Annotated in this window: 18 protein-coding genes; 6 read left to right on the plus strand and 12 right to left on the minus strand. The window is 72.7% G+C overall.

Going from position 1 to position 24,204, the window contains the following annotated elements:
• Positions 1 to 4: 4 nt before the first annotated feature.
• From ACO229_RS19480 to ACO229_RS19495, 4 genes are read right to left on the minus strand one after another with little or no spacing between them, the layout of a single operon-like run.
• Positions 5 to 748 (minus strand): VOC family protein, encoded by a 744-nt coding sequence (locus ACO229_RS19480; RefSeq protein WP_397433301.1) that lies wholly within the window; start codon positions 746 to 748, stop codon positions 5 to 7.
• Positions 749 to 790: 42 nt separating this feature from the next.
• Positions 791 to 1,459, minus strand: a complete 669-nt coding sequence (locus ACO229_RS19485) for a ThuA domain-containing protein (protein ID WP_423462512.1) — start codon at positions 1,457 to 1,459, stop codon at positions 791 to 793.
• A 51-nt stretch (positions 1,460 to 1,510) separates the two neighbouring features.
• Positions 1,511 to 2,482: an NAD(P)-dependent alcohol dehydrogenase gene (locus ACO229_RS19490; protein ID WP_423462513.1), complete on the minus strand. Its 972-nt coding sequence runs from the start codon at positions 2,480 to 2,482 to the stop codon at positions 1,511 to 1,513.
• A gap of 10 nt (positions 2,483 to 2,492) precedes the next feature.
• Positions 2,493 to 2,990 (minus strand): nitroreductase family deazaflavin-dependent oxidoreductase, encoded by a 498-nt coding sequence (locus ACO229_RS19495; protein ID WP_423462514.1) that lies wholly within the window; start codon positions 2,988 to 2,990, stop codon positions 2,493 to 2,495.
• Between the two features lie 107 nt (positions 2,991 to 3,097).
• Between ACO229_RS19495 and ACO229_RS19500 the strand changes: the two genes are divergently transcribed.
• Complete coding sequence (locus ACO229_RS19500) at positions 3,098 to 3,847, plus strand: TetR/AcrR family transcriptional regulator (protein WP_423462515.1); 750 nt, start codon at positions 3,098 to 3,100, stop codon at positions 3,845 to 3,847.
• A gap of 15 nt (positions 3,848 to 3,862) precedes the next feature.
• Here ACO229_RS19500 and ACO229_RS19505 read toward each other — a convergent pair whose 3' ends face one another.
• From ACO229_RS19505 to ACO229_RS19520, 4 genes are all read right to left on the minus strand, one after another.
• Positions 3,863 to 5,098, minus strand: a complete 1,236-nt coding sequence (locus tag ACO229_RS19505; protein ID WP_423462516.1) for an NAD(P)/FAD-dependent oxidoreductase — start codon at positions 5,096 to 5,098, stop codon at positions 3,863 to 3,865.
• Positions 5,099 to 5,278: 180 nt separating this feature from the next.
• A complete protein-coding gene (locus ACO229_RS19510) occupies positions 5,279 to 6,334 on the minus strand; it encodes an aldo/keto reductase (RefSeq protein ID WP_423462517.1) in 1,056 nt (351 codons plus the stop codon).
• A 191-nt stretch (positions 6,335 to 6,525) separates the two neighbouring features.
• Positions 6,526 to 7,470 carry a glycoside hydrolase family 19 protein gene (locus ACO229_RS19515; RefSeq protein ID WP_397433287.1) on the minus strand — a complete coding sequence of 315 codons (945 nt, stop codon included), beginning with the start codon at positions 7,468 to 7,470 and terminating at the stop codon, positions 6,526 to 6,528.
• Positions 7,471 to 8,124: 654 nt separating this feature from the next.
• Entirely contained in the window at positions 8,125 to 9,171 is a 1,047-nt protein-coding gene (locus ACO229_RS19520) for a LacI family DNA-binding transcriptional regulator (RefSeq protein ID WP_397412947.1), read from the minus strand.
• A gap of 297 nt (positions 9,172 to 9,468) precedes the next feature.
• On the opposite strand from ACO229_RS19520, the gene ACO229_RS19525 reads away from it, so the two are divergent.
• The 3 genes from ACO229_RS19525 to ACO229_RS19535 are packed head-to-tail and all read left to right on the plus strand — an operon-like array spanning position 9,469 to position 15,539.
• Complete coding sequence (locus tag ACO229_RS19525; RefSeq protein ID WP_423462518.1) at positions 9,469 to 11,730, plus strand: discoidin domain-containing protein; 2,262 nt, start codon at positions 9,469 to 9,471, stop codon at positions 11,728 to 11,730.
• A gap of 51 nt (positions 11,731 to 11,781) precedes the next feature.
• A complete protein-coding gene (locus ACO229_RS19530) occupies positions 11,782 to 13,191 on the plus strand; it encodes a DUF1996 domain-containing protein (protein ID WP_423462519.1) in 1,410 nt (469 codons plus the stop codon).
• Entirely contained in the window at positions 13,188 to 15,539 is a 2,352-nt protein-coding gene (locus ACO229_RS19535) for a discoidin domain-containing protein (protein ID WP_423462520.1), read from the plus strand. The genes ACO229_RS19530 and ACO229_RS19535 overlap by 4 nt, the downstream gene beginning before the upstream one ends.
• A 103-nt stretch (positions 15,540 to 15,642) precedes the next feature.
• Here the strand turns inward: ACO229_RS19535 and ACO229_RS19540 are convergent, their stop codons facing one another.
• The 4 genes from ACO229_RS19540 to ACO229_RS19555 all read right to left on the minus strand — a co-directional run bounded on the left by ACO229_RS19540 (position 15,643) and on the right by ACO229_RS19555 (position 20,588).
• Positions 15,643 to 17,241 carry a UxaA family hydrolase gene (locus ACO229_RS19540; protein WP_423462521.1) on the minus strand — a complete coding sequence of 533 codons (1,599 nt, stop codon included), beginning with the start codon at positions 17,239 to 17,241 and terminating at the stop codon, positions 15,643 to 15,645.
• A 106-nt stretch (positions 17,242 to 17,347) separates the two neighbouring features.
• Positions 17,348 to 18,697 carry an ABC transporter substrate-binding protein gene (locus ACO229_RS19545; RefSeq protein WP_423462522.1) on the minus strand — a complete coding sequence of 450 codons (1,350 nt, stop codon included), beginning with the start codon at positions 18,695 to 18,697 and terminating at the stop codon, positions 17,348 to 17,350.
• A 42-nt stretch (positions 18,698 to 18,739) separates the two neighbouring features.
• Positions 18,740 to 19,690 carry a carbohydrate ABC transporter permease gene (locus ACO229_RS19550; protein WP_397433277.1) on the minus strand — a complete coding sequence of 317 codons (951 nt, stop codon included), beginning with the start codon at positions 19,688 to 19,690 and terminating at the stop codon, positions 18,740 to 18,742.
• The gene (locus ACO229_RS19555) at positions 19,683 to 20,588 is read right to left on the minus strand and encodes a carbohydrate ABC transporter permease (protein WP_397413058.1); all 906 of its coding nucleotides are present in this window, start codon (positions 20,586 to 20,588) and stop codon (positions 19,683 to 19,685) included. The genes ACO229_RS19550 and ACO229_RS19555 overlap by 8 nt, the downstream gene beginning before the upstream one ends.
• 290 nt (positions 20,589 to 20,878) lie before the next feature.
• On the opposite strand from ACO229_RS19555, the gene ACO229_RS19560 reads away from it, so the two are divergent.
• Entirely contained in the window at positions 20,879 to 22,966 is a 2,088-nt protein-coding gene (locus tag ACO229_RS19560) for a DUF6807 family protein (RefSeq protein ID WP_397433275.1), read from the plus strand.
• Positions 22,963 to 24,192: a Gfo/Idh/MocA family protein gene (locus tag ACO229_RS19565; RefSeq protein WP_423462523.1), complete on the plus strand. Its 1,230-nt coding sequence runs from the start codon at positions 22,963 to 22,965 to the stop codon at positions 24,190 to 24,192. Before ACO229_RS19560 ends, ACO229_RS19565 begins: the two co-directional genes overlap by 4 nt.
• Positions 24,193 to 24,204 lie beyond the last annotated feature (12 nt).

Raw genomic sequence — 24,204 nt, forward strand, 5'->3', positions numbered from 1 at the left:
CCGCCTACGGACGCACCACCAGCACGCGGCCCGGGGCCAGCTCGTACCGACCGGGCACGACGCCGGGGCTGGCCGGCCCGGCCTGCGCGACCACGGTGACGGGCGGCTCGCCCGCCACCCGGTCGGACGTCGGGAACCAGGTCCGGCCCGGGCTCACCAGGATCAGCATGCCGTCGACGTGCCCCGCCGGGGTGAACGTCGCCGACCCGTCGGGGTAGCGGCCGATCCCCGCCCGGGCGAGCCGGTCGGCGGTGCCCACGACGTCGGGCACCGCGATGCCCACCTCGCTCACGGACAGCAGGTCCGCCGGGCCGAACGGGAGGAGCTGAGCGCCGGGTGCGGCCGGGCTCGAGGCCTTCGCCCCCGGTGCGGTCCCGGCGCTCAGCGGCTGGGGCAGATCACGGCGGGCGATGACCTCGAGGACCGACCGGTCCGGACCGGGGAAGTACAGCGAGCGTGCGTTCCACGCGGGCTGCGCCTCGAACTCGGTGCGGTCGCCGTCGGCCAGGAGGCCGGGGCCGGCCTGGAGGAAGGCCCGGGCGGCGTCGAGACGCGCGTCGTCGACGAGGAACGCGAGGTGCTGGTCGCCCTCGGCGTCCGGGTCCTCGCGGAACCGGACGACCGATCGACCGAGCGTGACCTCCACCGCCCGGATCTCCTTCCGGACCGGCAGCCCGAGGACCGTCTCGTAGTACGCGGCCGTCTCCGCGATCGATCGGGTCACCGTGTCGACGCTCGTGATCTGCATGCGGCTCAGCCAACAACCTCAACAAGGGTTGAGGTCAAGTGGTCAGGAGAGCAGCCAGGACACCGCCCGGCGCAGCAGCACGCGGTGGCTCTCCGCGGCGTAGGAGCGGACGTCGTGCCCGAGCGCCGAGTACACCGTGCGACCTCCGTGCGCCTCGGTGACCCACAGGACGGGGTGGGTGGCGCCGTCGTCGTCCCGTGTGGTGCCGAGGATCCGGGCGTCCGGGGTGGTGCGGAGGTGGCAGTACCGCTCGTCGAAGGCCTCGACGGCGGCCAGCCCGTCCGTGACGGGATGCCCGTGGGCCAGGTCGAAGCGGGCCTCGCCGATCGGCGGGTGCATCGACTCGCCCGGGATCCAGCGGCCGCCCAGCACCGCCTCCCAGTCCGGAGCGTCGTAGAACGTGTTGGCCGCCTGGTGCAGGCCGAGCAGCGCGCCGCCGGACCGCGCCCAGCCGGCGAGCCGGGCGTGGACGCCGAGCCAGTCGTCGTCCGAACCGTCGAACTCCGGGTCCCGGCGGCCCGTGCCGCTGTTCACCACGAGCAGGTCGTCAGGGCCCAGGTCGTCGAGCGCGTCCCGGAACAGCCCGCGCACCTCCACGGTGCCCAGGTCACCGATCAGGCCGGCGACCGCGTGCGACGTCGCCGCGTGGTCGTGCCAGGGGTCCTCGTACCGTCCGCGGCCGGCGAGGATCAGGATGCGACGTTGCGTCATACAGGGATCCTCCCACTCCGTGGCGAGGCCCGGCCCGGGCCCGGCCGGCCCTCACGGGAGCACCAGGATCTTGCCGCGGGCCGCGCCGGAGGCCAGGCGCCGGAAGGCCTCCGCCGCCTCGTCGAGGGGGTACCGCCGGTCGACGACGGGCCGTACCCCGCCGGAGGCGAGCAGCGCGGCCAGCTCGTCGAGGTCGGACCGGCGGTTCGGGCGCCAGACGAACGTGCCCATGCGGACGCCCGTGAGGCCGCCCACCACGGGTCCGAGCAGGGCCTTCTCCGCGAACGACCCGATCCGCCGCGCTACGAGCACGTACCGGCCGCCGGGCGCCAGGCACCTGCGGAGGCTCAGCAGCGACCGCGTGTCGGCGATGTCCACCACCACGTCGAACCTGCGCCGGCCCCGGGTGACGTCCTCGCGCGTGTGGTCGACCACCTCGTCGGCGCCCAGGTCGCGGAGGAACGGGAGCTTGTCCCCGTGGTCGACGGCGGTGACCACGGCGCCCCGCGCCTTCGCCAGCTGCACCGCGAACGGGCCCACGCAGCCGCCGGCACCGTTGACCAGCACCCGCTCGCCCGGCCGGACCGGGCCGACCGAGCGCAGGGCCTGCAGCGCGAGGGCGCCCGAGTGCGGTGCGGTCGCGGCGACGTCGAACGGCACGTCGCCGGGCAGCGGCGTCAGGGCCGACGCCGCCACGCATACCCGGTCGGCGAGCGCGCCGTGCCCGCTGTCGAACAGGTCCGCCCAGACACGGTCGCCCGGCCGGAACGCGGTGACCCCCGGGCCGACGGCCTCGACCGTGCCCGCCAGGTCGACGCCGACGCGACGGTTCACGGGCCGCCGCAGGCCGGTGGCGATGCGGGCGATCCGCGGGCGACCGAGCAGGTGGTCGAGGTCGGCGGTGTTCAGCGACGCGGCGCGGACCCGGACCACGGCCTCACCCCCGCCCGGCACGGGTACCTCGACGGCTGCCACGCGCAGGACGTCGGCCGGCCCGTACCGCTCGCGGACGACGGCTCTCACCAGGTCCCCCTCACCGTGCGCCGCCCGACGCGACCGCCGCACGCTCCAGCACCAGGAAGTCCGTGACGCGGAAGAGGCGGGCGATCCGGCGGTCACCGGCGGGCAGGTGGGGCAGCGCCTCCGCCGCGTCGACCACCCTCGGGGTCACCTGGTGCACCCGGCCGTCGGTCATCAGCTCCGCGGTACCCGCCGCGCGGATGTTGCGCACCCAGTCGGCGTCCGCGCCGTACGGGAGGAAGACCAGGAAGTCGTCGCCCACCGGGTAGGTCCCGATCGGGGTCGCGTAGGGGGCGCCCGACCTGCGCCCGACGTGCCGGACCACCGCGTACTCCGAGCCGGCCTCCCCCGCGTGCCGCATGGCCTGCCTGTTGGTGAACCGCCGGTTGAACCGGCGGACCATGCCGAGTCCGCGCGGGTTCTTCGAGCGCATGACCACCACGATCGCGAGGACGCCGGCCAGCAGCAGCGCCACCACCCCGAGGAGCGTCCAGAGAATCCAGCCCCACATGACGTACCGCCTTCCGGTCGCAGCCTTACGTTGTAAGCCTTACGCCGTAAGGTAGAGCCGGCGCACCACCGCGTCAAGGGTGAAGGGCGACGTAGGATCGCGGGACGATGACTTCCCGGCAGAGAGCGGCGACCGCACCACGCAGCGCCCTGACGCGCGCCCGCGTGCTCGGCTCGGCCGTCGCCCTCGCGGACCGCGACGGGCTCGGGGCGCTCACGATGCGCAGCCTCGCCCGGGAGCTCGGCATCGAGGCGATGTCGCTGTACCACCACGTCTCGAACAAGGAGGATCTGCTCGACGGCGTGGTCGACGTCGTCGCCGGGGAGATCCAGGAGGCCGTGGGCCGGCTCGACCCGCTGCCCGACGACGCGCCGCCGTCCGCCTGGCGGTCCGCCGTGCGCCGGCAGATCCTCACGGCGCGCGCCGTCCTGCTGCGGCACCCGTGGGCCACGACCGTCCTGGAGTCGAGGACGTCGTTCAGCCTGCACGTGGTGCGCTACTACGACTCGCTGCTCGGGCTGATGCGGCGCGGCGGCCTCTCGTACGACCTGATCCACCATGCCATGCACGCCCTCGGCAGCCGTGCCCTCGGGTTCTCGCAGGAGCTCTTCGAACCGGACGGCGCCACGGCGGACTCCGCAGCCGGTGGCGCCGCCACCGAGGGTGCCGACGCCACCGCCACCGCACTGCTGGAGCAGATGGCCGACCAGGTGCCGCACATGGTCGAGATGCTGGCGGAGGTGGGCCATGAGGAACCCGGCCAGACCCTCGGCTGGTGCGACGACCAGACCGAGTTCGAGTTCGGCCTCGACCTCATCCTCGACGGGCTGGAGCGGCTCGCCGCGGACCAGCGGTGAGCCGCCCCGGCCCGCTCACCGCAGCGGGTCGAAGGGCAGGATCTCCTGGGGCGTCCGCCCCGTCGTGATCTGCTCCGCCAGCGCCCGCCCGGTCGCGGGCCCGAGCACCATGCCCCACATGCCGTGACCGCCGGCCACGTAGACCCCCGGGGCGGCCGTCCGGCCCACGAGCGGCAGCCCGTCCGGGGTCACCGGCCGGGAGCCCACCCACTCGTCGGCCCGGGAGTCCAGGTCCACGCCCTCGAACAGGTCGCGGACCGAGCGCACGATCGCCCGGACACGGCCGGGCTGGAACGGCTCGTCCGGCCCGCGGAACTCCATGGTGCCCGCCACGCGCAGCCGTCCCTGGTACGGCGTGCAGGCCACCCGCCGGGCCGGGAAGTACACCGGGTGGTCGATCGGCGGTCCCTCCACCGGCACGCTGAACGAGTAGCCCCGTCCCGCCTGCACCCGGGTCCGGACGCCCAGCGGGCGCACCAGCTCGGGGAGCCAGGCCCCGGTGGCGACCACGACGGCGTCGGCCCGCACCGTGTCGTGACCGTGCACGGCGACCTCGGTGCCGCCCGGCACCGCGCGCACGGCCGTGACCCGGGCGTCGGTGAGCACCTTCGCCCCGCGGGCGCTGACCGACGTCGCCAGCGCCTCCACGTACGGCCCGGGCTCGATGTACCGCTGCCCCTCGAGCGACCAGACCGACCGCACCGCTCGGGAGAGGTGCGGCACGCGGACGCCGTCGGGCACCCGGGAGAGCCGCACCTCCTGGCCGGCCTTGGCCACGTTGCGCAGCTCGTGCACGAACGGGACCGACTGCCGCTCGTGCTCGAACGCGACCACCCAGCGGCTGGGGTAGGACGTCGCGTGCACGCCACCGGCCTCGAGCTCGTCGTAGGCCTCGAGCGCCACCCGGTCGATCGGCGTGAGGGCGGCCATCGCGCGCTGCCACGCGCCGGGCGTCGCGTGCGCCATGAACCGCGCGACGAAGCCCCACAGGGCACGGTCGAAGCGGAACGGCACGCTGAGCGCGGCGTCGGGGTCGAGCATCGCCCGGGGGCCGTAGGCCCAGAGCGACGGGTCGGCCAGCGGCATCGCCATGCCGGGCGTGAGCCACCCGGCGTTGCCCCAGGAGGCCCCGGCCGCGACGCCGTGCCGGTCGAGGATCGTCACCTCCACGCCGCGTTCCTGCAGGTGCCACGCGGTGGAGAGACCGACCATGCCGGCCCCTACGATGATGGCGCTCTTCGTCTCGGGCACGCTTGTTGCTCCTTCTCGCGAGTGCAGTACCTGCCAGTACCCCTCCCCGTCGAGCGGCGGTCGCCCTCATCGTCCGCCCGACGGGTCGATTCGGCGCGACCTTCCCGTGAAGTGCGGCCGAACAGGGTGTGTGGGATCGGCGGCGCGGCACCGGACGCGACGCCGCGCCGGCCCGCCCGTTCAGCCGAGCGGCCGCGCCAGGGGCTCGATCGCGGCGATCTCGTCGTCACCGAGGGGGCCCGCCGCGAGCGCCGCGACGTTGTCCTCGAGCTGCGCCACCGACGACGCGCCGATCAGTGCCGACGTCACGCGCTCGTCCCGCAGCACCCAGGCGAGGGCGAGCTGCGCGAGGGTCTGGCCGCGTCCCGCGGCGATCTCGTTGAGCGCCTTGGCGCGGCTCAGGTAGTCGTCGGTGAGTGCGCGGTCGGAGAGGAACGGCGAGTCGGTGCGCGCCGCCCGGGACCCGGCCGGGGCCGCACCGGCGAGATACTTGTTGGTCAGCAGGCCCTGCTGGAGCGGCGAGAACACGATGGTGCCGACGCCGAGCTCGCCGACGACGTCGAGCAGGGCCTCGCTCTGCACCCCGTCGTAGCCGTCCTCGTGCGCGGGGTTCTCGATGTGCCGGTTGAACATCGAGTAGGACGGCTGGTGGATGAGCAGCGGCACGCCCAGCTCGCCGAGGATCCGCGCGGCGTCACGCGTACGGGCCGGCGAGTAGTTGGAGACGCCGACGTACAGCGCCTTGCCCTGCCGGACCGCCGAGGCCAGGGCACCCATGGTCTCCTCGAGCGGGGTCGAGGGGTCCGGCCGGTGGTGGTAGAAGACGTCCACGTAGTCGACGCCCATGCGGGTCAGCGACTGGTCCAGGCTGGCCAGCAGGTACTTGCGCGAGCCGTGGTCGCCGTACGGGCCGGGCCACATGTCGTAGCCCGCCTTCGTGGACAGGACCAGCTCGTCGCGGTAGGGCCGCAGGTCGGCGGCGAGGTGCCGGCCGAAGTTCTCCTCGGCGGAGCCGTAGGGCGGGCCGTAGTTGTTGGCCAGGTCGAAGTGCGTGACGCCCAGGTCGAGGGCACGGCGCAGGATGGCGCGCTGGGTGTCGAACGGGCTGGTGTCGCCGAAGTTGTGCCACAGCCCCAGGGACAGCGCGGGCAGGTCGAGCCCGGAGCGTCCGGTGCGGCGGTAGGTCATGGTCTCGTAGCGGTCGTCGGCTGCGAGATACCGGGGTGCGAGAGGCATGGGGTCATCGTGGCACGAAGACCGTGGCGGCCTGGACATCGGCCGGGCGGCTCGGGTCGGCCAGGCCGGCCAGGCCTGCTCGGACCGGCTCGGACCGGCTCGGACCGGCTCGGACCGGCTCGGAGAGCTGACCATGTGGTTGCTGCCAGGACGGGTCTTGATCTGGCAGCAACCACATGGTCGGCAGGGGGTCAGCAGTAGAGGTTGCCGCCCGGGTCCACGCCCAGGGCGCTCGTGAAGCGCAGGTAGGTGTCGACCCGGCTCTGGACCTGTGCCGGGTTGCCGCCGTTGCACTCGATGGCGCCGTTGATGCTGCGGATGGTCTCACCGAAGCCCGCGCCGTTGACGATCGCGTTGTGCGGCGTCATGGTGCCCGGACCGTTCTGCGTGTTCCAGTACCAGAGGCCGGTCTTCCAGGCGATGGCCGAGTTGGTCTGCACCAGGTTCGGGTTGTTGAGCAGGTCGATGCCGAGGGCGTCGCCCGCCGCCTTGTAGTTGAAGTTCCAGCTGAGCTGGACCGGGCCACGGCCGTAGTACTTGTCGTGGCCAGCCGGGCAGCCGTAGGGCTGGGTCGTGTCGCAGTAGTGCGGGTAGTTGGCGGTGTTCTGCTCGACGATGTGCACCAGACCGCCGGTCTCGTGGGAGACGTTGGCGAGGAAGGCGGCCGCCTCACGCTTCTGGACGGTCTCGCTGCCGCTGTTGGCGAACCCGGGGTACGCGCTGAGCGCGTCGACGAGGCCCGCGTAGGTGTAGAACGAGTTCCGGTTCGGGAAGAACGAGTTGAACTGGGCCTGGCTCACCGGGAACGCGTCGGTGCCGGGCGGGTCGACAGGCGGCTCGCCGCCGTCGCACGTGCCGACGCGCTCCCAGACGCCCCACTCACCCGTGGTGCCGGGTGTCTCCCCCTGGGTCCACCACTTGGCGCGCCAGGCCGCGCCGCCGTAGGTGACCAGGTTGCCGCCGACATAGACGGCGCTGCTGCTCCAGGCGGCGGCGGTGCAGTCGGCGACCGCGGCCGGGGCGGGAGCCGGGGCGTCGGCGACGGGCGCGGCCGCACCGGGGACTGCCACGGCACCTGCGGTGAGGAGCGCGGCGACAAGGCTGGTGACGAAGAGCGGTACGCGACGAGATCTCATGGGGAACCACCTCGCTTCGGGTCCTGGGCCGCCGCGGACGACGGCGACCGATTTGTTCAGGAACCTAGCAAGGTACGTGCAGCCGGGTCGTGAGGGATTCCCACACGGGTACCCGTACGTGCCGGGCGGGAGACGACAGCGGGGGGTTCGGCCTGTTGCCGCCCAGTTCGGTCCGTTGCCCCGGACCGGTCTGCGGCGGCGGTTTCGGTCTGCGGCGGCGGTTTCGGTCGGCTGCCGCAGGTTCGGTCTACTGCCGCGCATGTTCGGTCAGTTGCCGCGGGTGGTGTTCGGTCGGCTGCCGCGTGTCGGCCTGCCGTCGCGCGTGTTCGGTCGACTGCCGCGGGTGGTGTTCGTTCAGCTGCCGCGTGCTCGGTCTGCCGCCGCGCATGTTCGGTCAGTTGCCGCGCGTGTTCGGTCGGCTGCCGCACGTATTCGGTCAGTTGCCGCACGTGTTCGGTCGGCTGCTTCGAGATCGGTCCATCGACGGGCCGATCTCGGGGCAACGGACCGAACACGCCACCGTTGCGGCCAGCATCACGCCCAGCAGCCCTCAGCACCACGCCGCCGCGCCCAGCACCACTCCCAGCACCCACCACACAGCACCCACCACACACCACACCACCAAGCCCCCACCCGCCCGGAGCCCCCAGCCGCTCACGCCGAGTCCCGCACCACCAGCGTCGGCTCGAAGATCGACGAGCGCACCGCCGGCTCGTCGGCGTCGATCTGCTCCAGCAGCATCCGCGCCATCTCCTGGGCCATCTGCTCCACGGGCTGACGGACGGTCGTCAGCCGGGGCCGGGTCTGCACGGCGACGGGGCTGTCGTCGAAACCGACGATCGCGACGTCGTCGGGCACACGCCGGCCGTTGGCCTGCAGCACGTGGATCGCGCCCTGGGCCATGAGGTCGTTCGAGACGAAGATCCCGTCCAGGTCCGGGGCCACGGTGAGCAGCTCGGCCATCGCCGCCTCACCGCTCTCGAACGTGAACGACCCCGCGACGCTCGGGACGAACGCGTGCCCGCGCCGGGCCGCCGCGTCGCGGAAGCCCTCCAGGCGGTCCCGGGCGGAGGGCACGTCAAGCGGCCCCGAGATCACGCCGAGCGCGCGGCGGCCCCGGTCGAGCAGGTGGTTCGCGGCCAGGCGAGCGCCGTCGGCGTTGGCGAGGTCGACGTAGCTGGCCGGGATCGGGTGTCCGGGCCGCGCGAAGAGCACGATCGGGCGGCCGGTGCCGATCAGCCCCTCGGGGAGCGGGTCGTCCGCGTAGGTGGAGACCAGCAGGGCGCCGTCCGCGTTGCCGAACCGCAGGTAGGAGACGACCTGGGCCCGGGTCTGCTCGTCGTCGGCGAACATCAGGACCGGGTGCACGTCGTGCGGGCGCAGCGTCCGCACGAGCGACCCGACCACCCGCCCGAAGAACGGGTCCGAGAAGACGCCCGAGAGGTCGAGCTCCCCCTCGGGATCGGCGTCCGCACCCGAGATGACGACGGCGACCGTGCCGGTGCGGCGCGTCACCAGGGACCGCGCGGCCCGGTTGGGCACGTAGCCCGTCTCGGCCACCGCCTCCAGCACGACCTCCTGGACCGCCGGCGCCACCTTGCGCTTGCCGTTGATGACGCGGGACACGGTCGCGCGCGAGACGCCGGCGACCTTCGCCACGTCCTCCAGGGTCGGCGCCGCACGCCGCGGGTCCTTGCTCACAGGCCGACGGTAACAGAGTAAGAGCGCTCTCCGAATGAGCCGCGCCGGGTGACCTCTCCACTCGGGTTGGGGTTAACCAAGGTGCACCAGGTGCTAACAAAGCAGGTGATCAAGCCGATAAACAGTGCCTGACAAGGGGTCCCAGACCCTTGACGCTCGACCGAGCACGGGTCGAGGATGAGCCGGGTAAGAGCGCTCTCCCACTCGCGACGCACCGGAGCGTCGCGCTCGCAGGCTCAACGACGAACCGCGCCACGGCCGCTCTGCCCGGCCGCGCAGCGGACGGAGAGGAACACCATGACCACCACCGGATCACCCGGTACGCCGGTCGCCGGCCCCCGACGCACCGCGCACGCCACCCGGACCAGGCACGGGCGCGCCACCGTCGCGGCCCTGGCGGCCGGGCTGCTGGCCACGGCGGCGCTCGTCGTGCCCGCCACGACGGCGCAGGCCGAACCGGTCCTGCTGTCGCAGGGCCGGCCCGCGACGGCGTCGTCGGTGGAGAACCCCGACTACACGCCCGCGAGCGCCGCCGTCGACGGCGACCTGACCACCCGCTGGGCCAGCGAGTTCAGCGACCCGCAGTGGATCCGGGTCGACCTGGGCCGCTCGGCCGCGCTCGACCGTGTCGAGCTGGTGTGGGAGGCCGCGTACTCGACGGCGTACCAGTTCCAGGTCTCGGCGGACGGCACCGCGTGGTCCACCGTGTACTCGACCACGTCGGGCGACGGCGGCACCGACGCGTTCGACGTCGAGGGAACGGCCCGGTACGTGCGGCTCCTGTCGACCGCCCGCTCGGGCGGGTACGGCAACTCGCTGTGGGAGCTGCGCGTCTTCGGCGAGGCCGGTGGCAGCACCGATCCGGGCGGGCCCGCCTACGTGGACCCGGGCCACCCGAACGTCCCGGTCCGGGACTCGGGCCCGAGCACCGTCGAGGTGGTGGGCGGCAGCGGTGACTGGGACCTCCAGGTGGACGGGCAGCCGTACACGGTCCGCGGCTTCACCTGGGGCCCGGCGTTCAGCACGGCCGACCACTACATGCCGACGCTCACGGCGATGGGCGCCAACACGATCCGCACCTGGGGCACAGGCGCGGACACCCGCCAGCTCCTGGACTCGGCCGCGGCGCACGACGTCCGCGTCGTGATGGGCTTCTGGCTGCTGCCCGGCGGCGGCCCGGGGTCGGGCGGCTGCATCGACTACCGAACCGACGCCACCTACAAGGCGAACACCAAGGCGGACATCCTCAGTCAGGTCGCGGCGTACAAGGACCACCCGGGCGTGCTCATGTGGAACATCGGCAACGAGTCGCTGCTCGGCCTGCAGAACTGCTACTCGGGCACCGACCTGGAGCAGATCCGCAACGCGTACGCGGCATTCGTCAACGAGGTGAGCGTGGCCGTGCACCAGGCCGACCCGAACCACCCGACCACGAGCACGGACGCCTGGGTGGGCGCCTGGCCGTACATCGAGCGCAACGCCCCCGACCTGGACCTGCTCTCGGTCAACGCGTACGGCGATCTGTGCAACGTGCCCGCGGCCTGGGAGGCCGGCGGCTACGACCGGCCGTACCTCATCACGGAGGGCGGCGCGGCCGGTGAGTGGGAGGTGCCGGACGACGCCAACGGCGTCCCGGACGAGCCCACCGACCTCGAGAAGGAGCAGGCGTACGTCGACTCGTGGCGCTGCCTGCGGGAGCACGACGGCGTCGCGCTGGGCGCCACGTTCTTCCACTACGGCATCGAGGGCGACTTCGGCGGCGTGTGGTTCAACGTGATCCCCGGTGACAACCGGCGCCTCGGCTACTACTCGATCGCGCGTGCCTGGGGCGTCGACACCTCCGGCATGAACACCCCGCCGCGCATCACCGCGATGAACGTCCAGGGCGCGACGGCAGTGTCCGCGGGCGAGGAGTTCACGGTCGGCGTGGACGTGACCGACCCCGACGGCGACCCGATCGACGCCAACGTGATGCTGAACAGCAAGTACGTCAACAACGCGGGCGGCATCGCGCAGGCGCAGTTCACGCAGACGGCGCCGGGCACGTTCCGGGTCACGGCACCCGAGATGCTCGGCGTCTGGAAGGTCTATGTGTTCGCCGAGGACGGGCACGGCAACGTGGGCGTGGAGACGAGGTCGTTCCGCGTCGTCGCGCCGCCGGTCGACGGGACGAACATCGCGCGCGGCAAGACGGCGACGGCCTCGAGCTTCGACCCGTGGAACGGCGACTGGACGCCCGGCCGCGCCGTCGACGGCGACGCCACGACGCGGTGGGCCAGCGAGTGGGGCCCGTCGGCGTGGTGGCAGGTGGACCTCGGGTCGGTGCAGTCGTTCGACCACGTGCAGCTCGTCTGGGAGACGGCCTACGGCAAGTCCTACCAGGTGCAGACGTCGAACGACGGGAACACCTGGACCACGGTCCGGACGGTCACGGGCGGCAACGGCGGCGTCGACAGCCTCGACGTCCAGGGCAGCGGCCGGTACGTGCGGCTCAACCTCACCGAACGCGGCACGGAGTGGGGCTACTCGCTGTACGAGGTCGGCGTCTACCAGCAGTGACAGACCAGCAGTGACAGGTCAGCACGGCACACCTGCGAAGAAGGAGGAACCATGCGCACGACCCTCAGCAGACCCCGCGTGCTCGCGGGCGCACTCGCCACGGCCCTGCTCGCCTCGACCCTGAGCGCGGCGGGCACGATCGGCGCCACCACCGCCGTCGCCGAGCCGAACACCCTGCTCTCGCAGGGCGCGCTCACGGCCGCGTCCAGCTCGGAGTCCGCGGGCCTCGGCCCGCGCTTCGCGGTGGACGGCGACCGGTCCACCCGCTGGGCCAGCGCCCCCACGGACGACGAGTGGATCCGGATCGACCTGGGGCAGTCCTACGCCCTGGACCACGTCGCCCTGGAGTGGGAGGCCGCGTACGGCGCGGCGTTCACGCTCCAGGTCTCGGCCGACGGCGCCGACTGGACCACCGTCGTCACCGAGGGTGCCGGGACCGGCGGCACGGAGGTCTACGACATCGCCGCGACCGGCCGCTACGTGCAGCTCGTCGGCACGGCCCGCGGCACCGGCTACGGCTACTCGCTCCTGGAGTTCCAGGTGTTCGGCGACGGCGAGGCGGGCGGGCCGGAGGACCCGCCGCCGTTCCCCGGCGACGAGGTGACCCACCACGAGTTCCAGGCGAACTGCACCTTCTCGCACTTCCTGCCGGACGACTCGATCGTCTACCCGAACCAGCCGGGCCGGTCGCACCTGCACACGTTCATCGGCAACCGGTCGACGGACGCGTTCACCACGCCGACGAGCCTGCACGCGATGCCGGAGAGCACCTGCACGGTGCCCCAGGACCACTCCGCGTACTGGTTCCCGGCCATCACCAAGGCGGGCGTGCCGGTCGAGCCGAACATCCCGCTGACCGTCTACTACAAGTCGGGGATCGACGACTACCGCGACGTGGTGCCGTTCCCGGAGGGGCTCCAGTTCGTGACCGGCGACATGATGGCGACGGTGGACGAGTTCCGCACCGCGCCGGGCGCCGTCGAGGGCTGGGAGTGCGGCGACATCTCCAAGAGCTGGGAGATCCCGGCGTACTGCCCCGAGGGGACGCAGCTCAACATCCGGTACCAGGCGCCGAGCTGCTGGGACGGGATGCACCTGACGCCGGAGGAGTCGGCGCACATGGGCCACGGCTCGCACATGACGTACCCCGTGGCGGGCCAGTGCCCGATGAGCCACCCCGTCGCGGTGCCGATGCTGGAGTTCAAGATCGCGTGGCCGGTCAGCGGTGACATGTCCGACGTCGCGCTGGTGAGCGGGTCGGACCAGTCGTGGCACTACGACTTCGTCAACGCCTGGGACCCCGAGGTGCTGCGCCGGCTGGTGGAGCACTGCATCAACGGCGGCCTCCAGTGCAACCCGCGGGGCTACGACCTGTACAAGCCGCACCGGGGCACCGTGCTCGACGAGAACTACGAGCTGGTGCCCGAGACCACGGCAGCGCGTGAGGAGGTGGCGTCGTGAGGGCCGTCCCCAGCGGTGTGCACGGGGCCGGCACACGGGCCTGGCTGGCTGCCGCGGCGGTCGCGGCGTGCGTCGCGGCCCCGCTGACGGCGGCGGCCGCGCCGGTTCCCGGGACGACGGCGCGGCCGGCGTCGGCGTCGGTCCCGGTGTCGGTCCCGGCGTCGGCGTCGGTCCAGGCACCCGTCCCGGCGTCGGTCCAGGCACCCGTCCCGGCGTCGGTCCAGGCACCCGTCCCGGCGTCGGTCCCGGCGTCAGGGCCGGACCAGGCGGCAGCTGCCGCCTGCGGGAGCACGAACGTGGCGCTCGGGCGGCCGGCGACGGCATCGTCGACGGAGGGTCCGTTCGGCGCGGCGTCGGCCGTGGACGGCGACCCCGGTACCCGCTGGGCCAGCGAGTTCAGCGACCCGCAGTGGATCCGCGTGGACCTCGGTTCCGTGCAGGACCTGTGCCGGGTCGACCTGTCCTGGGAGGCCGCGTACGGCAAGGGGTTCCGGATCGAGGCCTCGGACGACGGCTCCGCGTGGCGCACCCTGACGACGGTCACGAACGGGACCGGCGGCAACCAGTCGCTGGAGGTCACGGGGTCGGGCCGGTACGTACGGCTCACCGGCACCGCGCGCGGCACGGGGTACGGCTACTCGCTGTGGGAGCTGCGGGTGTTCACGGGCGACGGCGGCACGACGCCGGGCGACCCGATCCCGGGCGGCGGCGACCTGGGCCCGAACGTGCAGGTCTTCGGCCCGGACACGCCGACGGCCCAGGTCCAGGCGGCGGTCGACGCCGTCTACGACCAGCAGGAGGCGGACCAGTTCGGCGACGGGCGGCACCAGTTCCTGTTCGAGCCCGGCACCTACCCGGTTCACGTCAACTCCGGTTTCCACACCTCGATCTCCGGCCTGGGGACGAGGCCCGACGACGTGAACATCACGGGCGGTGTCTGGGCCGACGCCGAGTGGTTCGAGGGCAACGCCACGCAGAACTTCTGGCGGTCGGTCGAGAACCTGGCCGTGACGCCGTCGGGCGGGGACATGCGGTGGGCCGTGTCGCAGGCGGCGCCCATGCGGCGCGTGCACGTCAAGGGCAACCTCATGCTGCACTCGTCGCGGTACGGCTGGGCGTCGGGCGGGTACATCGCCGACTCCGTGGTCGACGGGCAGGTCCGCGCGTGGACGCAGCAGCAGTGGTACACCCGCGACTCGACGCTCACGGGCGGCTGGGCCGGGACGCTGTGGAACATGGTGTTCTCCGGCACCGAGAACGCCCCGCCGACGTCGTTCCCCGAACCCGCGGTGACCACCCTGGACACCACCGGCGTCATCCGCGAGAAGCCGTACCTGTACCTCGACGGGGACGACTACGCGGTGTTCGTGCCGGCACACCGGGACGGCACGCGGGGCGCGACCTGGGACGGCGGGACGACGTCGGGCACCTCGATCCCGCTGGACCAGTTCTACGTGGCCCGGCCCGGCGACCCCGCGGAGCGGATCAACCAGGCGCTCGACCAGGGGCTGCACCTGCTGCTCACGCCGGGCGTCTACGAGACCACCGGGACCATCGAGGTGGACCGGGCCGACACCGTGGTGCTCGGGCTCGGGTACGCCACGATCGTGCCGACGGCCGGGCAGACGGCGATGCGGGTGGGTGACGTGGACGGCGTGCGCGTGGCGGGCGTGCTCTTCGACGCCGGCGCGGCCGAGTCGCCGTCCATGCTCACCGTAGGCACGGCGGGGTCGACGGCGGACCACGCCGACGACCCGATCTCGCTGCACGACGTGTTCGTCCGCGTGGGCGGCGCGCACGCCGGGCGCGTGGACCAGGCGATCGTGGTGAACGCGGACGACACGATCGTGGACCACATCTGGTCCTGGCGCGGCGACCACGGCGACGGCGTCGGCTGGGACGTGAACACCGCGCGCAACGGGCTCGTGGTCACCGGCGACGACGTGGACGGGTACGGGCTCTTCGTCGAGCACTACCAGGAGTACAACACCCTGTGGACCGGGGAGCGCGGCCGCACGATCTTCTACCAGAACGAGCTGCCGTACGACCCGCCGAACCAGGCCGCGTGGAACCACGACGGCATCCGGGGCTGGGCGGCGTACAAGGTCGCGGACGGCGTGACGCAGCACGAGGCGTGGGGGCTGGGGTCGTACTGCGTGTTCACCTCGGACGCGTCGATCACCTCGGACAACGGGTTCGAGGTGCCGGTCACGCCGGGCGTGCGGATGCACTCGCTGCTCACCGTGTCGCTGGGCGGGGTGGGCACGTACGAGCACGTGATCAACGGCGTCGGCCCGCGCGCGGCGGGCACGGAGACGATCCCGGCGAAGGTGGTGAGCTACCCCTGACCCTGCCCGGACGACCCTGCCCGGACGACCATGCACCTGCTGCCAGAACCAGGACCTGCCTGGCAGCAGGTGCATGGTCGTCTCCAGGGGGCCGCGGCAGCCGTCAGGTGACCGCGCCGATGTGCCAGGGGATGAACTCCTCGGCGCCGATCTCCAGCTCCTCGCTGACCGTCTGCTCCCCCGAGGCGACGGCGAGGACGCGGTCGAAGATCTGCCGGCCCACCTCGGCGACGGTCGCGGTGCCGTCCACGACCACGCCCGCGTTGATGTCCATGTCCTGCGACATCACCGAGTACATCGGGGTGTTGGTGGCCACCTTGATGGACGGCGTCGGGCGGCACCCGAACACCGACCCGCGTCCGGTGGTGAAGACGACGACGTTCGCGCCGCCCGCGACCAGGCCCGTCACGGACACCGGGTCGTAGCCCGGGGTGTCCATGAAGCCGAACCCGGTCTCCGTGATCGGCTCGGCGTACTCGTACACGGCGCCCAGGTCGGCCTGCCCGCCCTTGGCCACCGCCCCGAGGGACTTCTCCAGGATGGTGGTCAGCCCGCCGGCCTTGTTGCCCGGTGAGGGGTTGTTGTCCAGGGTGCCGCCGCCCGCGGCGACGTAGCCGCGCCACCAGTCGATCCGGTCCAGCAGCTTCTTCGCCACGGCGGGTTCGGTCGCCCGTGCGGTGAGCAGGTGCTCCGCGCCGTAGACCTCGGGAGTCTCGGCCAGCACCGACGTCGCGCCGTAGGCGACCAGGCGGTCCGAGGCCCAGCCCAGGGCCGGGTTCGCGGTGATGCCGGAGTAGCCGTCCGACCCGCCGCAGTTCAGCGCGAGCACCAGCTCGGACACGTCGCACTCGACGCGTTCGCGCTGGTTGACCAGAGGCAGCATCTCGCGGACGGCGGCGACGCCGGCCCGCACCGAGGCCCGCACGCCGCCGGCCTCCTGGATGGTCAGGGAGCGCACCACGGTGTCGTCCGGGATGGCCGCGAGCAGCCCGGACCGTCGCTCGTCGGGGGCACCGATCCCGGGCATCCCCAGGTCGGCGGCCTGGCCCGAGCGGGCCGACAGCGCGGCGCCCGGCACCATCTCGCAGCCCAGCCCGACCACCAGCAGGCCCGCGACGTTCGGGTGCGCGGCGTACCCGCGCAGGGTGCGCAGCAGGATCTGCCCGCCCTCGGAGTCTGGGACCAGGCCGCAGCCCGAGGTGTGGGTCAGGGCGATCACGCCGTCCACGTTCTCGAACTCGTCCAGCGCCGCGCCGCGGAACTGGTCGGCGATCATCTTCGCCGTCGAGGCCGAGCAGTTCACGCTGGTCAGGATCGCGACGAAGTTCCGGGTCCCCACGCGGCCGTCGGCCCGGCGGTAGCCGCGGAAGGTGGGCCGGGGCTCGTCGTCGGGCACCGGGAGGTGCGTGTGCGTGCCGCCCAGCGGCGCCTCCCGCTGGGCCTCCTCGAACCCGAGGTTGTGGGAGTGCACGTGGTCGCCGACCGCGATGTCGGCGGTGGCCACCCCGATGACCTGCCCGTACTTGCGCACCGGGCCGCCCGCGGACAAGGCCCGCAGCGCGACCTTGTGCCCGCGCGGCACCGCCTGGCGGACGTCGACCGGACCGGTCCCGGGAGCCTCGGGCGTCTCGCCCGGGCTCAGGTCCCGCGTGGCGACGGCGACGTCGTCCCCGTCCCGCAGCACGAGCAGTTCCTGTGACACGTGAGACCTCCAGTTGAACCGTTTCATCCTACCGAGACGACGTCGAGTGCGGATCTTCGCCCTCGCAGAGGCTCTGCCAGGGCGAAGATCCCGCACTCGACGTCGGTCAGTTCGAGATGGCCGCCGTGACCTCTTCCGTGAACTGGGTGGCCGCCTCCTGCGGGGTGAGGCGCTCGAAGAGGACCTCCGTGTTGATGCGCTCCATGATGTCGGCGAGCTCGGCCGAGCCGTGCGGCGGGACGGGCGGGGTGTCGACGATCTCGTCCTCGATGTCCGCCATGAAGTCGGCCATCTTCTGGTCGGTGGGCGACAGGTCGCCCAGGATCGCCTCGCGCACGTCGGTGTTCGCCGGCAGGCCGCGGTCGGTCAGCATGATCTTCGCGGCCTCCTCGGAGTTCAGCATGAAGTCCACGAACTTCGCGGACGCCTCCGGGTACTCGGTGTCCGCGGAGACCGAGTAGAACATGGCCGGCTTGTAGTACATACCGGTGCGCTCCCCCTCGGTCTCGCCGGGCAGGCGCAACAGCTCGAGCTCGTGACCCGACGACTCGGTCAGCGCGCCGAGCTGGTTGGTCCACCAGACCCCCATGGCCCCCTGGTTGGTGCCGAGCAGGCCGCCCTCCGGCCCGGCCGCCTGGTACTCGACGGTGCGGGCGGCGTCCGGCTGACCACCGCCCGCCATGAGGTCGAGCGAGACCTGGAAGAAGTCCGCGACGGTCTCCTCGGAGACACCGAGCTCGCCGTCCGGCGTGAACAGGGTCTCGCCGCGCTGGCGCGCCAGCACGTTGAGGCCGGCCTCGTTGAAGCCGTAGTCCTGCGTGCCCCAGACGCCGTCGCCCGCACCGTCGGCGACGGCGTTCGCGGTGGTCACGTAGTCCTCCCACGTCCAGGTGCTGTCGTCCGGCACGTCGACGCCGGCGTCGGCGAAGATCTCCGGGTCGGCCACGAGCGCGTAGGCGTTGATGCCGGTCGGGATGCCGTACTGCGTGCCCTCGATCTGCCCGCCCGCCAGGACGCCGTCGTCCACCTTCGAGGTGTCGATGTCGAGCGTGCCCAGGTCGGCCAGCACGTTCTTGGTCGAGTAGTCGGAGATGTAGCGCTCCTCCTGGGTGATGACGTCGGGGGTGTCGCCCGCGGCCACCGAGGTGGCGAGCTTGTCCCAGTAGCCGTCCCAGTCGGTGAAGTCGGGGACCACGGTGATGTCCGGGTTCTCGGCCTCGAAGGCCTCGATGATCTGCTGCGTCGACTCGTGGCGGGTGTCGGAGCCCCACCACGCGAACCGGATCTCGCAGGGGCACTCCTCGGCAGCGGCCGGGGCGTCGTCGCCGCCTCCGCCGATGCCCGAGTCGCCGCCCCCGCAGGCCGCGAGGGTCAGGGCGACGGCCGCGATGCCTGCGGCCGAGGACGTCATCCTCCTGCCGCGTCGCGCAGGGCGTCCGGTACGGGTGATGCTCATGTGCTTCTCCTTCGGTGACGTCGTTGTCTCATCGCGGTGGAGCTACTTGATTCCGGTGGTCGCAATGCCCTTGACCAGGTACTTCTGTCCGAACAGGAAGGCGATGAAGACGGGGATCAGGGACACGATCGACATCGCGAACAGCGATCCCCACGAGCTCTCGCCCGTGGAGTCGACGAACGTGCGCAGGGCGATCGGCACGGTGTACATCTCCGGCCGGGTGAGGAAGATGAGCTGGCTGAAGAAGTCGTTCCAGGTCCAGATGAACGTGAAGATCGCCGTGGTGGCGAGGGCCGGGAGCGACAGCGGCAGCATGATCTGCAGGTAGATGCGCAGGTGGTTGCAGCCGTCCAGCGTCGCGGCCTCGTCCAGCTCGCGCGGGATGCCGCGGAAGAACTGGACCATGAGGAAGATGAAGAACGCGTCGGTGGCCAGCAGCTTGGGCACGATCAGCGGCAGGAACGTGTTGATCCACTCGAGCTGGGAGAACAGCACGTACTGCGGCACGATCACCACGTGGATCGGCAGCATGATCGACATCAGCATGACCGCGAACCACAGCCGCCGGCCCCGGAACTCCAGCCGGGCGAACGCGTAGGCCGCCATCGAGCACGACAGCAGGTTGCCGAGCAGCGACCCGAGCACCACGAGCGCCGAGTTGATCAGGTAGTGGCTGAACGGGTGCAGCAGCGCGTTCCACCCGTCCGTGTAGTTGGACAGGTCGATGTCGGTGGGGATGAGGCCCGGCTCGCGGAAGATCAGCGCGTTCGGCTTGAACGAGCTGGCCACCATCCACAGCAGCGGGTACAGCATCACGAACCCGAAGGCGATCAGGCCCGCGTGCTTGAGCACGCTGCCGAGCCGGGCCCGCACGCGGCGGCCTCGGGGGCGGACGGCGACCGGGGCGGGTTCGCCCCGCCGGGCCGCCGTGCGGGACGACGACGCCGGGGCCGGCGCCGTCGGAGCGGTCTGTGTCGTCGAGGCGTCAGTCATCGTAGAAGACCCAGTACTTGGAGGCGAGGAAGTTGACGACCGTCATGCCGCCGATGATCAGCAGCAGGAACCAGGCCATCGCCGACGCGTAGCCCATGTCGAGGGAGCCGAACCCCTTGAGGTAGAGGTACAGCGTGTAGAGCAGCGTCGAGTCGGACGGGCCGCCGTTGCCGCCGCTGACGACGAACGCCCGCGTGAACGACTGGAACGCCTCGATGAGCTGCAGCACGAGGTTGAAGAAGACGATCGGCGTGAGCAGCGGCAGCGTGATGGACCGGAACTGCCGCCACCGTCCCGCACCGTCGATCGCGGCGGCCTCGTAGTACATCTGCGGGATCTGCCGCAGGCCCGCCAGGAAGATCACCATGGGCGCGCCGAACGTCCAGACGTTGAGCGCCATGAGGGTGCCCAGGGCGTAGTCGGGGTGCGACACCCAGCCCTGCCCCTGGATGCCGACGAGCGCCAGGACTTGGTTGACCAGGCCGTCCGCGCCGAAGATCTGGCGCCACAGGATCGCGATGGCCACCGACCCGCCGAGCAGCGAGGGCAGGTAGTACACCGAGCGGTACAGGGCCAGCCCGCGCATGCCCTTGTCGAGCAGCAGCGCCAGGCCGAGGGCCGCGGCGAGCTGCAGCGGCACGGACACGAGCACGTAGGTGAACGTGACGCCGAGCGACGTGAGGAACCGCGGGTCGTCGAACATCCGCGTGTAGTTCTCCAGGCCGATCCACTGCGGGGCCGAGAGCAGGTCGTAGTCGGTGAAGGACAGGTACAGCGACGCCCCCATGGGCCCCGCCGTGATGAGCACGAGCCCCACGAACCACGGGGCGAGGAACAGCAGCGCCCAGCGCCCGTCCCCCTTCTTGCGGGGGCTGACGCTCTGCTCGGTGCGGGACAGCTCCTGGATCACGGACACGGACTCACCCCCACGCTGCCGGGCGGGGGTACGGGCGGGGACCACCAGGGTCCGGGCTCGCTGGTCGGGTGGCGCATCGCGTTGTCCTCCGGATCGTCGTCGATCCCCGGCCTCACCTGTGAGAAACCGGTCTCTGGTGGAGGAACGTACCACATGAGGAACCGGTTTCCCATGGTGTACGGTCACCTCGGGAAACCGGTACCGCCGGGTGCCGCGCCAAGGACGGCGCAGGAGCCCGCCCGGCGGGCCGGACAGTGACGCAAGGAGTGCAGATGGTCAGCCGCAGCCCACGGGACACCGGTCAGCGTGCAGGTCAGCGCCGTGTCGTGGCCACGATCGGTGACGTCGCGGCCGCGGCCGGGGTGTCCCGGGCCACCGTCTCGCGCGTCATGAACGGCCGCAGCACCGTCGACGCCGCCATCGCGGAACGCGTGCGGGACGCGGCGGCCGAGCTGAGCTACCGGCCCAGCAACGCCGCGCGCAGCCTGGCGCTGGGCCGCACCCAGACGGTCGCGCTCGTGGTGCCGGACCTCGGCAACCCGGTGTTCCAGCAGATCCTGCGCGGTGTCATGGACGGCGCCGCCGAGGACGGCTACCGCGTGCTCGTCGCCGACACGGTCGAGGACGACCAGCAGGAGGGCGCCATCGCGCTGGAGGCCCGGCTGCGGTGCGACGCCCTCGTGCTCGTGTCACCCCGCATCGGCGACGCGGAGCTGAGCGCACTGGTCGCCGACGTCGAACCCGTGGTGCTGGTCAACCGCGAGTCCGGCGGCGCGGCGCCCAGCCTCGTCGTGGACTACGAGGACGCGGCGCTCCAGGTGGTCGAGCACCTCGTGGCGCTCGGGCACCGGCGGCTGGTGTATCTCGGGGGCCCCGTGCGCAGCGCCTCCGACGAGATGCGCCGCGCCGGCCTGGCGCGGGCGCGCGCGGAGCACGGCGACCTGGAGATCCTCGACCTGCCCGCCGGGCCGGACATCCAGGCCGGCCACGCCGCCGCGCCCGCCGTGCTGGCGACCCGGGCCACGGCCGCGGTGGCCTTCAACGACCTGGTCGCGTTCGGCCTCCTCGCCGGGCTCAACGAGGCCGGGGTCGCCGTACCCGCCGACATCTCCGTGGCCGGGTTCGACGACATCGAGCTGTCCCGTTACGCCACACCCGCCCTGACGACGGTGGCGGTGCCGCAGGCCGAGCTCGGCCGACACGCCTGGAGGGAGCTGCACGCCGTGATCGACGACGACGCCCACCCCGCACGCTCAGCACGGTTCACACCCCGCCTGGAGGTGCGCGGCAGCACCGGTCCCGTGCCGCAGGGTCCGGAGCGCGTGCACGTCACCGACGACGGCGGCGCGGAGGCCGTGCTCCCGCGCCGCGACGAGATCCTCACCGTGCCGCCCACCGTGGCACCCACGTGGTCGCTGCCCGCGGGGTCGAGCGACGCCGTCGTGCTGACCTGCGGTGACGGCCTGGAGCTCGCCCGCCGCGACACGGGTGACCGGATGCCCAGGGTGCACGCCCGGCGCCCCTACCTGCACCCCGTGCACACCCTGGCGGGCGTGCCGCTCACCGACGTGAGCCCCGTGGACCACCGGCACCACTACGGCGTGGGCATCGCGGTGCCGGACGTGAACGGCACCAGCCACTGGGGCGGCCGCACGTTCATCGAGGACGTGGGCCCCACGCTGCTGAAGAACCACGGGCGGCAGACCTCGACGGGCGTCCGCGTCGAGGCCGCGCCGGACCTGACCGGCCCCGCCGAGGAAGCCGGGGCCGGAGCCGGCGAGACGCTCGTCGAGGACGTGCTGTGGTCGGACGAGCACGGCGGCCCGCAGCTCCGCGAGGAGCGCCGCATCACGGCCCGCCTGCTGCCCCGGCTCCCCGGGACCGACGCCGCGCCCGGCTGGGTGCTCGACTGGCGCTCCACGCTGCACGCCGATCACGGCCCCCTGGAGATCCGCTCCCCCGCCACCAACGGGCGGCCGGGCGCGGGCTACGGCGGCCTGTTCTGGCGGCTCCCGATCGCCGAGAGCACCACCGTCCTGTCGGCCACGGGCACGGGCGAGAGCCGGGCGCACGGCAGCACGTCGCCGTGGGTGGCGTTCGTGCAGCAGCACGGCGGCCGGTCCACGACGCTCCTGCTGGTGCAGCCGGGCCAGGTCCGCCCGTGGTTCCTGCGCTCCGCCGAGTACCCCGGCGCGTGCCCCGCGCTGGCCTGGGACGCGCCCCTGCTCGTGCCCGACGGCGGCTCGGTGTCGGTCGGCCTGGTCGCCGTGCTGCTCGACAGCGCACTCACCGGCACCGCCGCCGCCGCACTCGCCGCACACCTCACCGACGGCGGCGTCCCGGACGGCGGCCTCCGGTGAGACCGCCGAAGGTCGCCGTGGTCGGCATCCACGGCCACGGCGGTTCGCACCTGCGCACGGTCGCCGGTCTGGAGGCCCGGGGGCTGGCGCGGCTGAGCGCCGTCGTCGACCCGCGCGAACCCGCGGACGCAGCGGCGCCGTGGTTCACGAACCTCGGTGACCTGCTGTCGGCAGGCAGGGACGCGCTGCCCGACGTCGTGGTGCTCTCCACCCCGATCCACACGCACCTGCCGCTCGCGCGCACCGCGATGGAGGCGGGCATCGACGTGCTGCTGGAGAAGCCCACCACCGCCTCCCTGGCCGAGCACGCGGAGCTCGTCGCCGTCGCCGGGCGCACCGGGCAGCTGTGCCAGGTCGGGTTCCAGACGTTCGGGTCGCACGCGCTGCCCGCCGTCGCCGACATGATCGCGCGGGGCGAGATCGGGCAGGTCACCGGCATCGGCGCCGTGGGCACGTGGGTGCGCACGGCGGCGTACTGGGCACGGTCACCCTGGGCGGGCCGACGGCGCATCGGCGACCGCGCGGTGGTGGACGGCGTGGTGACCAACCCGCTCGCGCACGCCGTCGCGACCGCCCTCTGGGTGGGCGGCGCCCGCACCACCGCCGACATCGCCTACGTGCACACCGACCTGTGGCGCGCGAACCCGATCGAGGCGGACGACACCTCGTCGCTGCGGGTCGTGGGCACCGACGGCACGCGGTACGGGTTCGGGCTCACCCTGTGCGCCGCGGCACGGACGCCGGCCCGCGTGATCGTGCGGGGTACCGCGGGCCAGATCGAGCTGGAGTACGAGCACGACCTGGTGCGGCTGCGGACCGGACGCGTGGTCGCCGAGAAGCAGTACGAGCGCACGGGGCTGCTGGAGAACCTGCTCGCCGTGCGGGCCGGCGGCGGGGCGGGCGGTGCTCAGAGCGCCGACGGCGTCCCGGCGGGCCGCGGCGGCGGGCGGCTCCTGTGCGACGTACGGGACACCGGCGCGTTCATGCGGGTCCTGGAGGCGGTACGGACGGCGCCCGACCCGGCTCCGATCGGGGACACCTTCGTGGACTGGGCCGACGGCGCCGCTGACCCGGGCGTCGTCGGCCAGGGGAACCCCGCGGGGGACACACGGCATCCGGTGGTGCACGACGTCGCCGCGTGGTGCGAGCGGGCGGCGCGCGAGCAGCGCACGTTCACAGAGCTGGGCGCTCCGTGGACGGGCCGGCCGTCGATCCGCGGGGCATGACATGGTGCTCGG

The organism is Promicromonospora sp. MS192 (assembly GCF_049532985.1).
Lineage (GTDB): Bacteria > Actinomycetota > Actinomycetes > Actinomycetales > Cellulomonadaceae > Promicromonospora.

Coding starts and splice junctions, on each gene's coding strand:
- ACO229_RS19525 (WP_423462518.1), top strand. CDS start 9,469: ATGACCACCACCGGATCACCCGGTACGCCGGTCGCCGGCCCCCGACGC.
- ACO229_RS19485 (WP_423462512.1), bottom strand. CDS start 1,459: ATGACGCAACGTCGCATCCTGATCCTCGCCGGCCGCGGACGGTACGAG.
- ACO229_RS19510 (WP_423462517.1), bottom strand. CDS start 6,334: ATGCCTCTCGCACCCCGGTATCTCGCAGCCGACGACCGCTACGAGACC.
- ACO229_RS19480 (WP_397433301.1), bottom strand. CDS start 748: ATGCAGATCACGAGCGTCGACACGGTGACCCGATCGATCGCGGAGACG.
- ACO229_RS19495 (WP_423462514.1), bottom strand. CDS start 2,990: ATGTGGGGCTGGATTCTCTGGACGCTCCTCGGGGTGGTGGCGCTGCTG.
- ACO229_RS19500 (WP_423462515.1), top strand. CDS start 3,098: ATGACTTCCCGGCAGAGAGCGGCGACCGCACCACGCAGCGCCCTGACG.
- ACO229_RS19530 (WP_423462519.1), top strand. CDS start 11,782: ATGCGCACGACCCTCAGCAGACCCCGCGTGCTCGCGGGCGCACTCGCC.
- ACO229_RS19545 (WP_423462522.1), bottom strand. CDS start 18,697: ATGAGCATCACCCGTACCGGACGCCCTGCGCGACGCGGCAGGAGGATG.
- ACO229_RS19515 (WP_397433287.1), bottom strand. CDS start 7,470: ATGAGATCTCGTCGCGTACCGCTCTTCGTCACCAGCCTTGTCGCCGCG.
- ACO229_RS19560 (WP_397433275.1), top strand. CDS start 20,879: ATGGTCAGCCGCAGCCCACGGGACACCGGTCAGCGTGCAGGTCAGCGC.
- ACO229_RS19550 (WP_397433277.1), bottom strand. CDS start 19,690: ATGACTGACGCCTCGACGACACAGACCGCTCCGACGGCGCCGGCCCCG.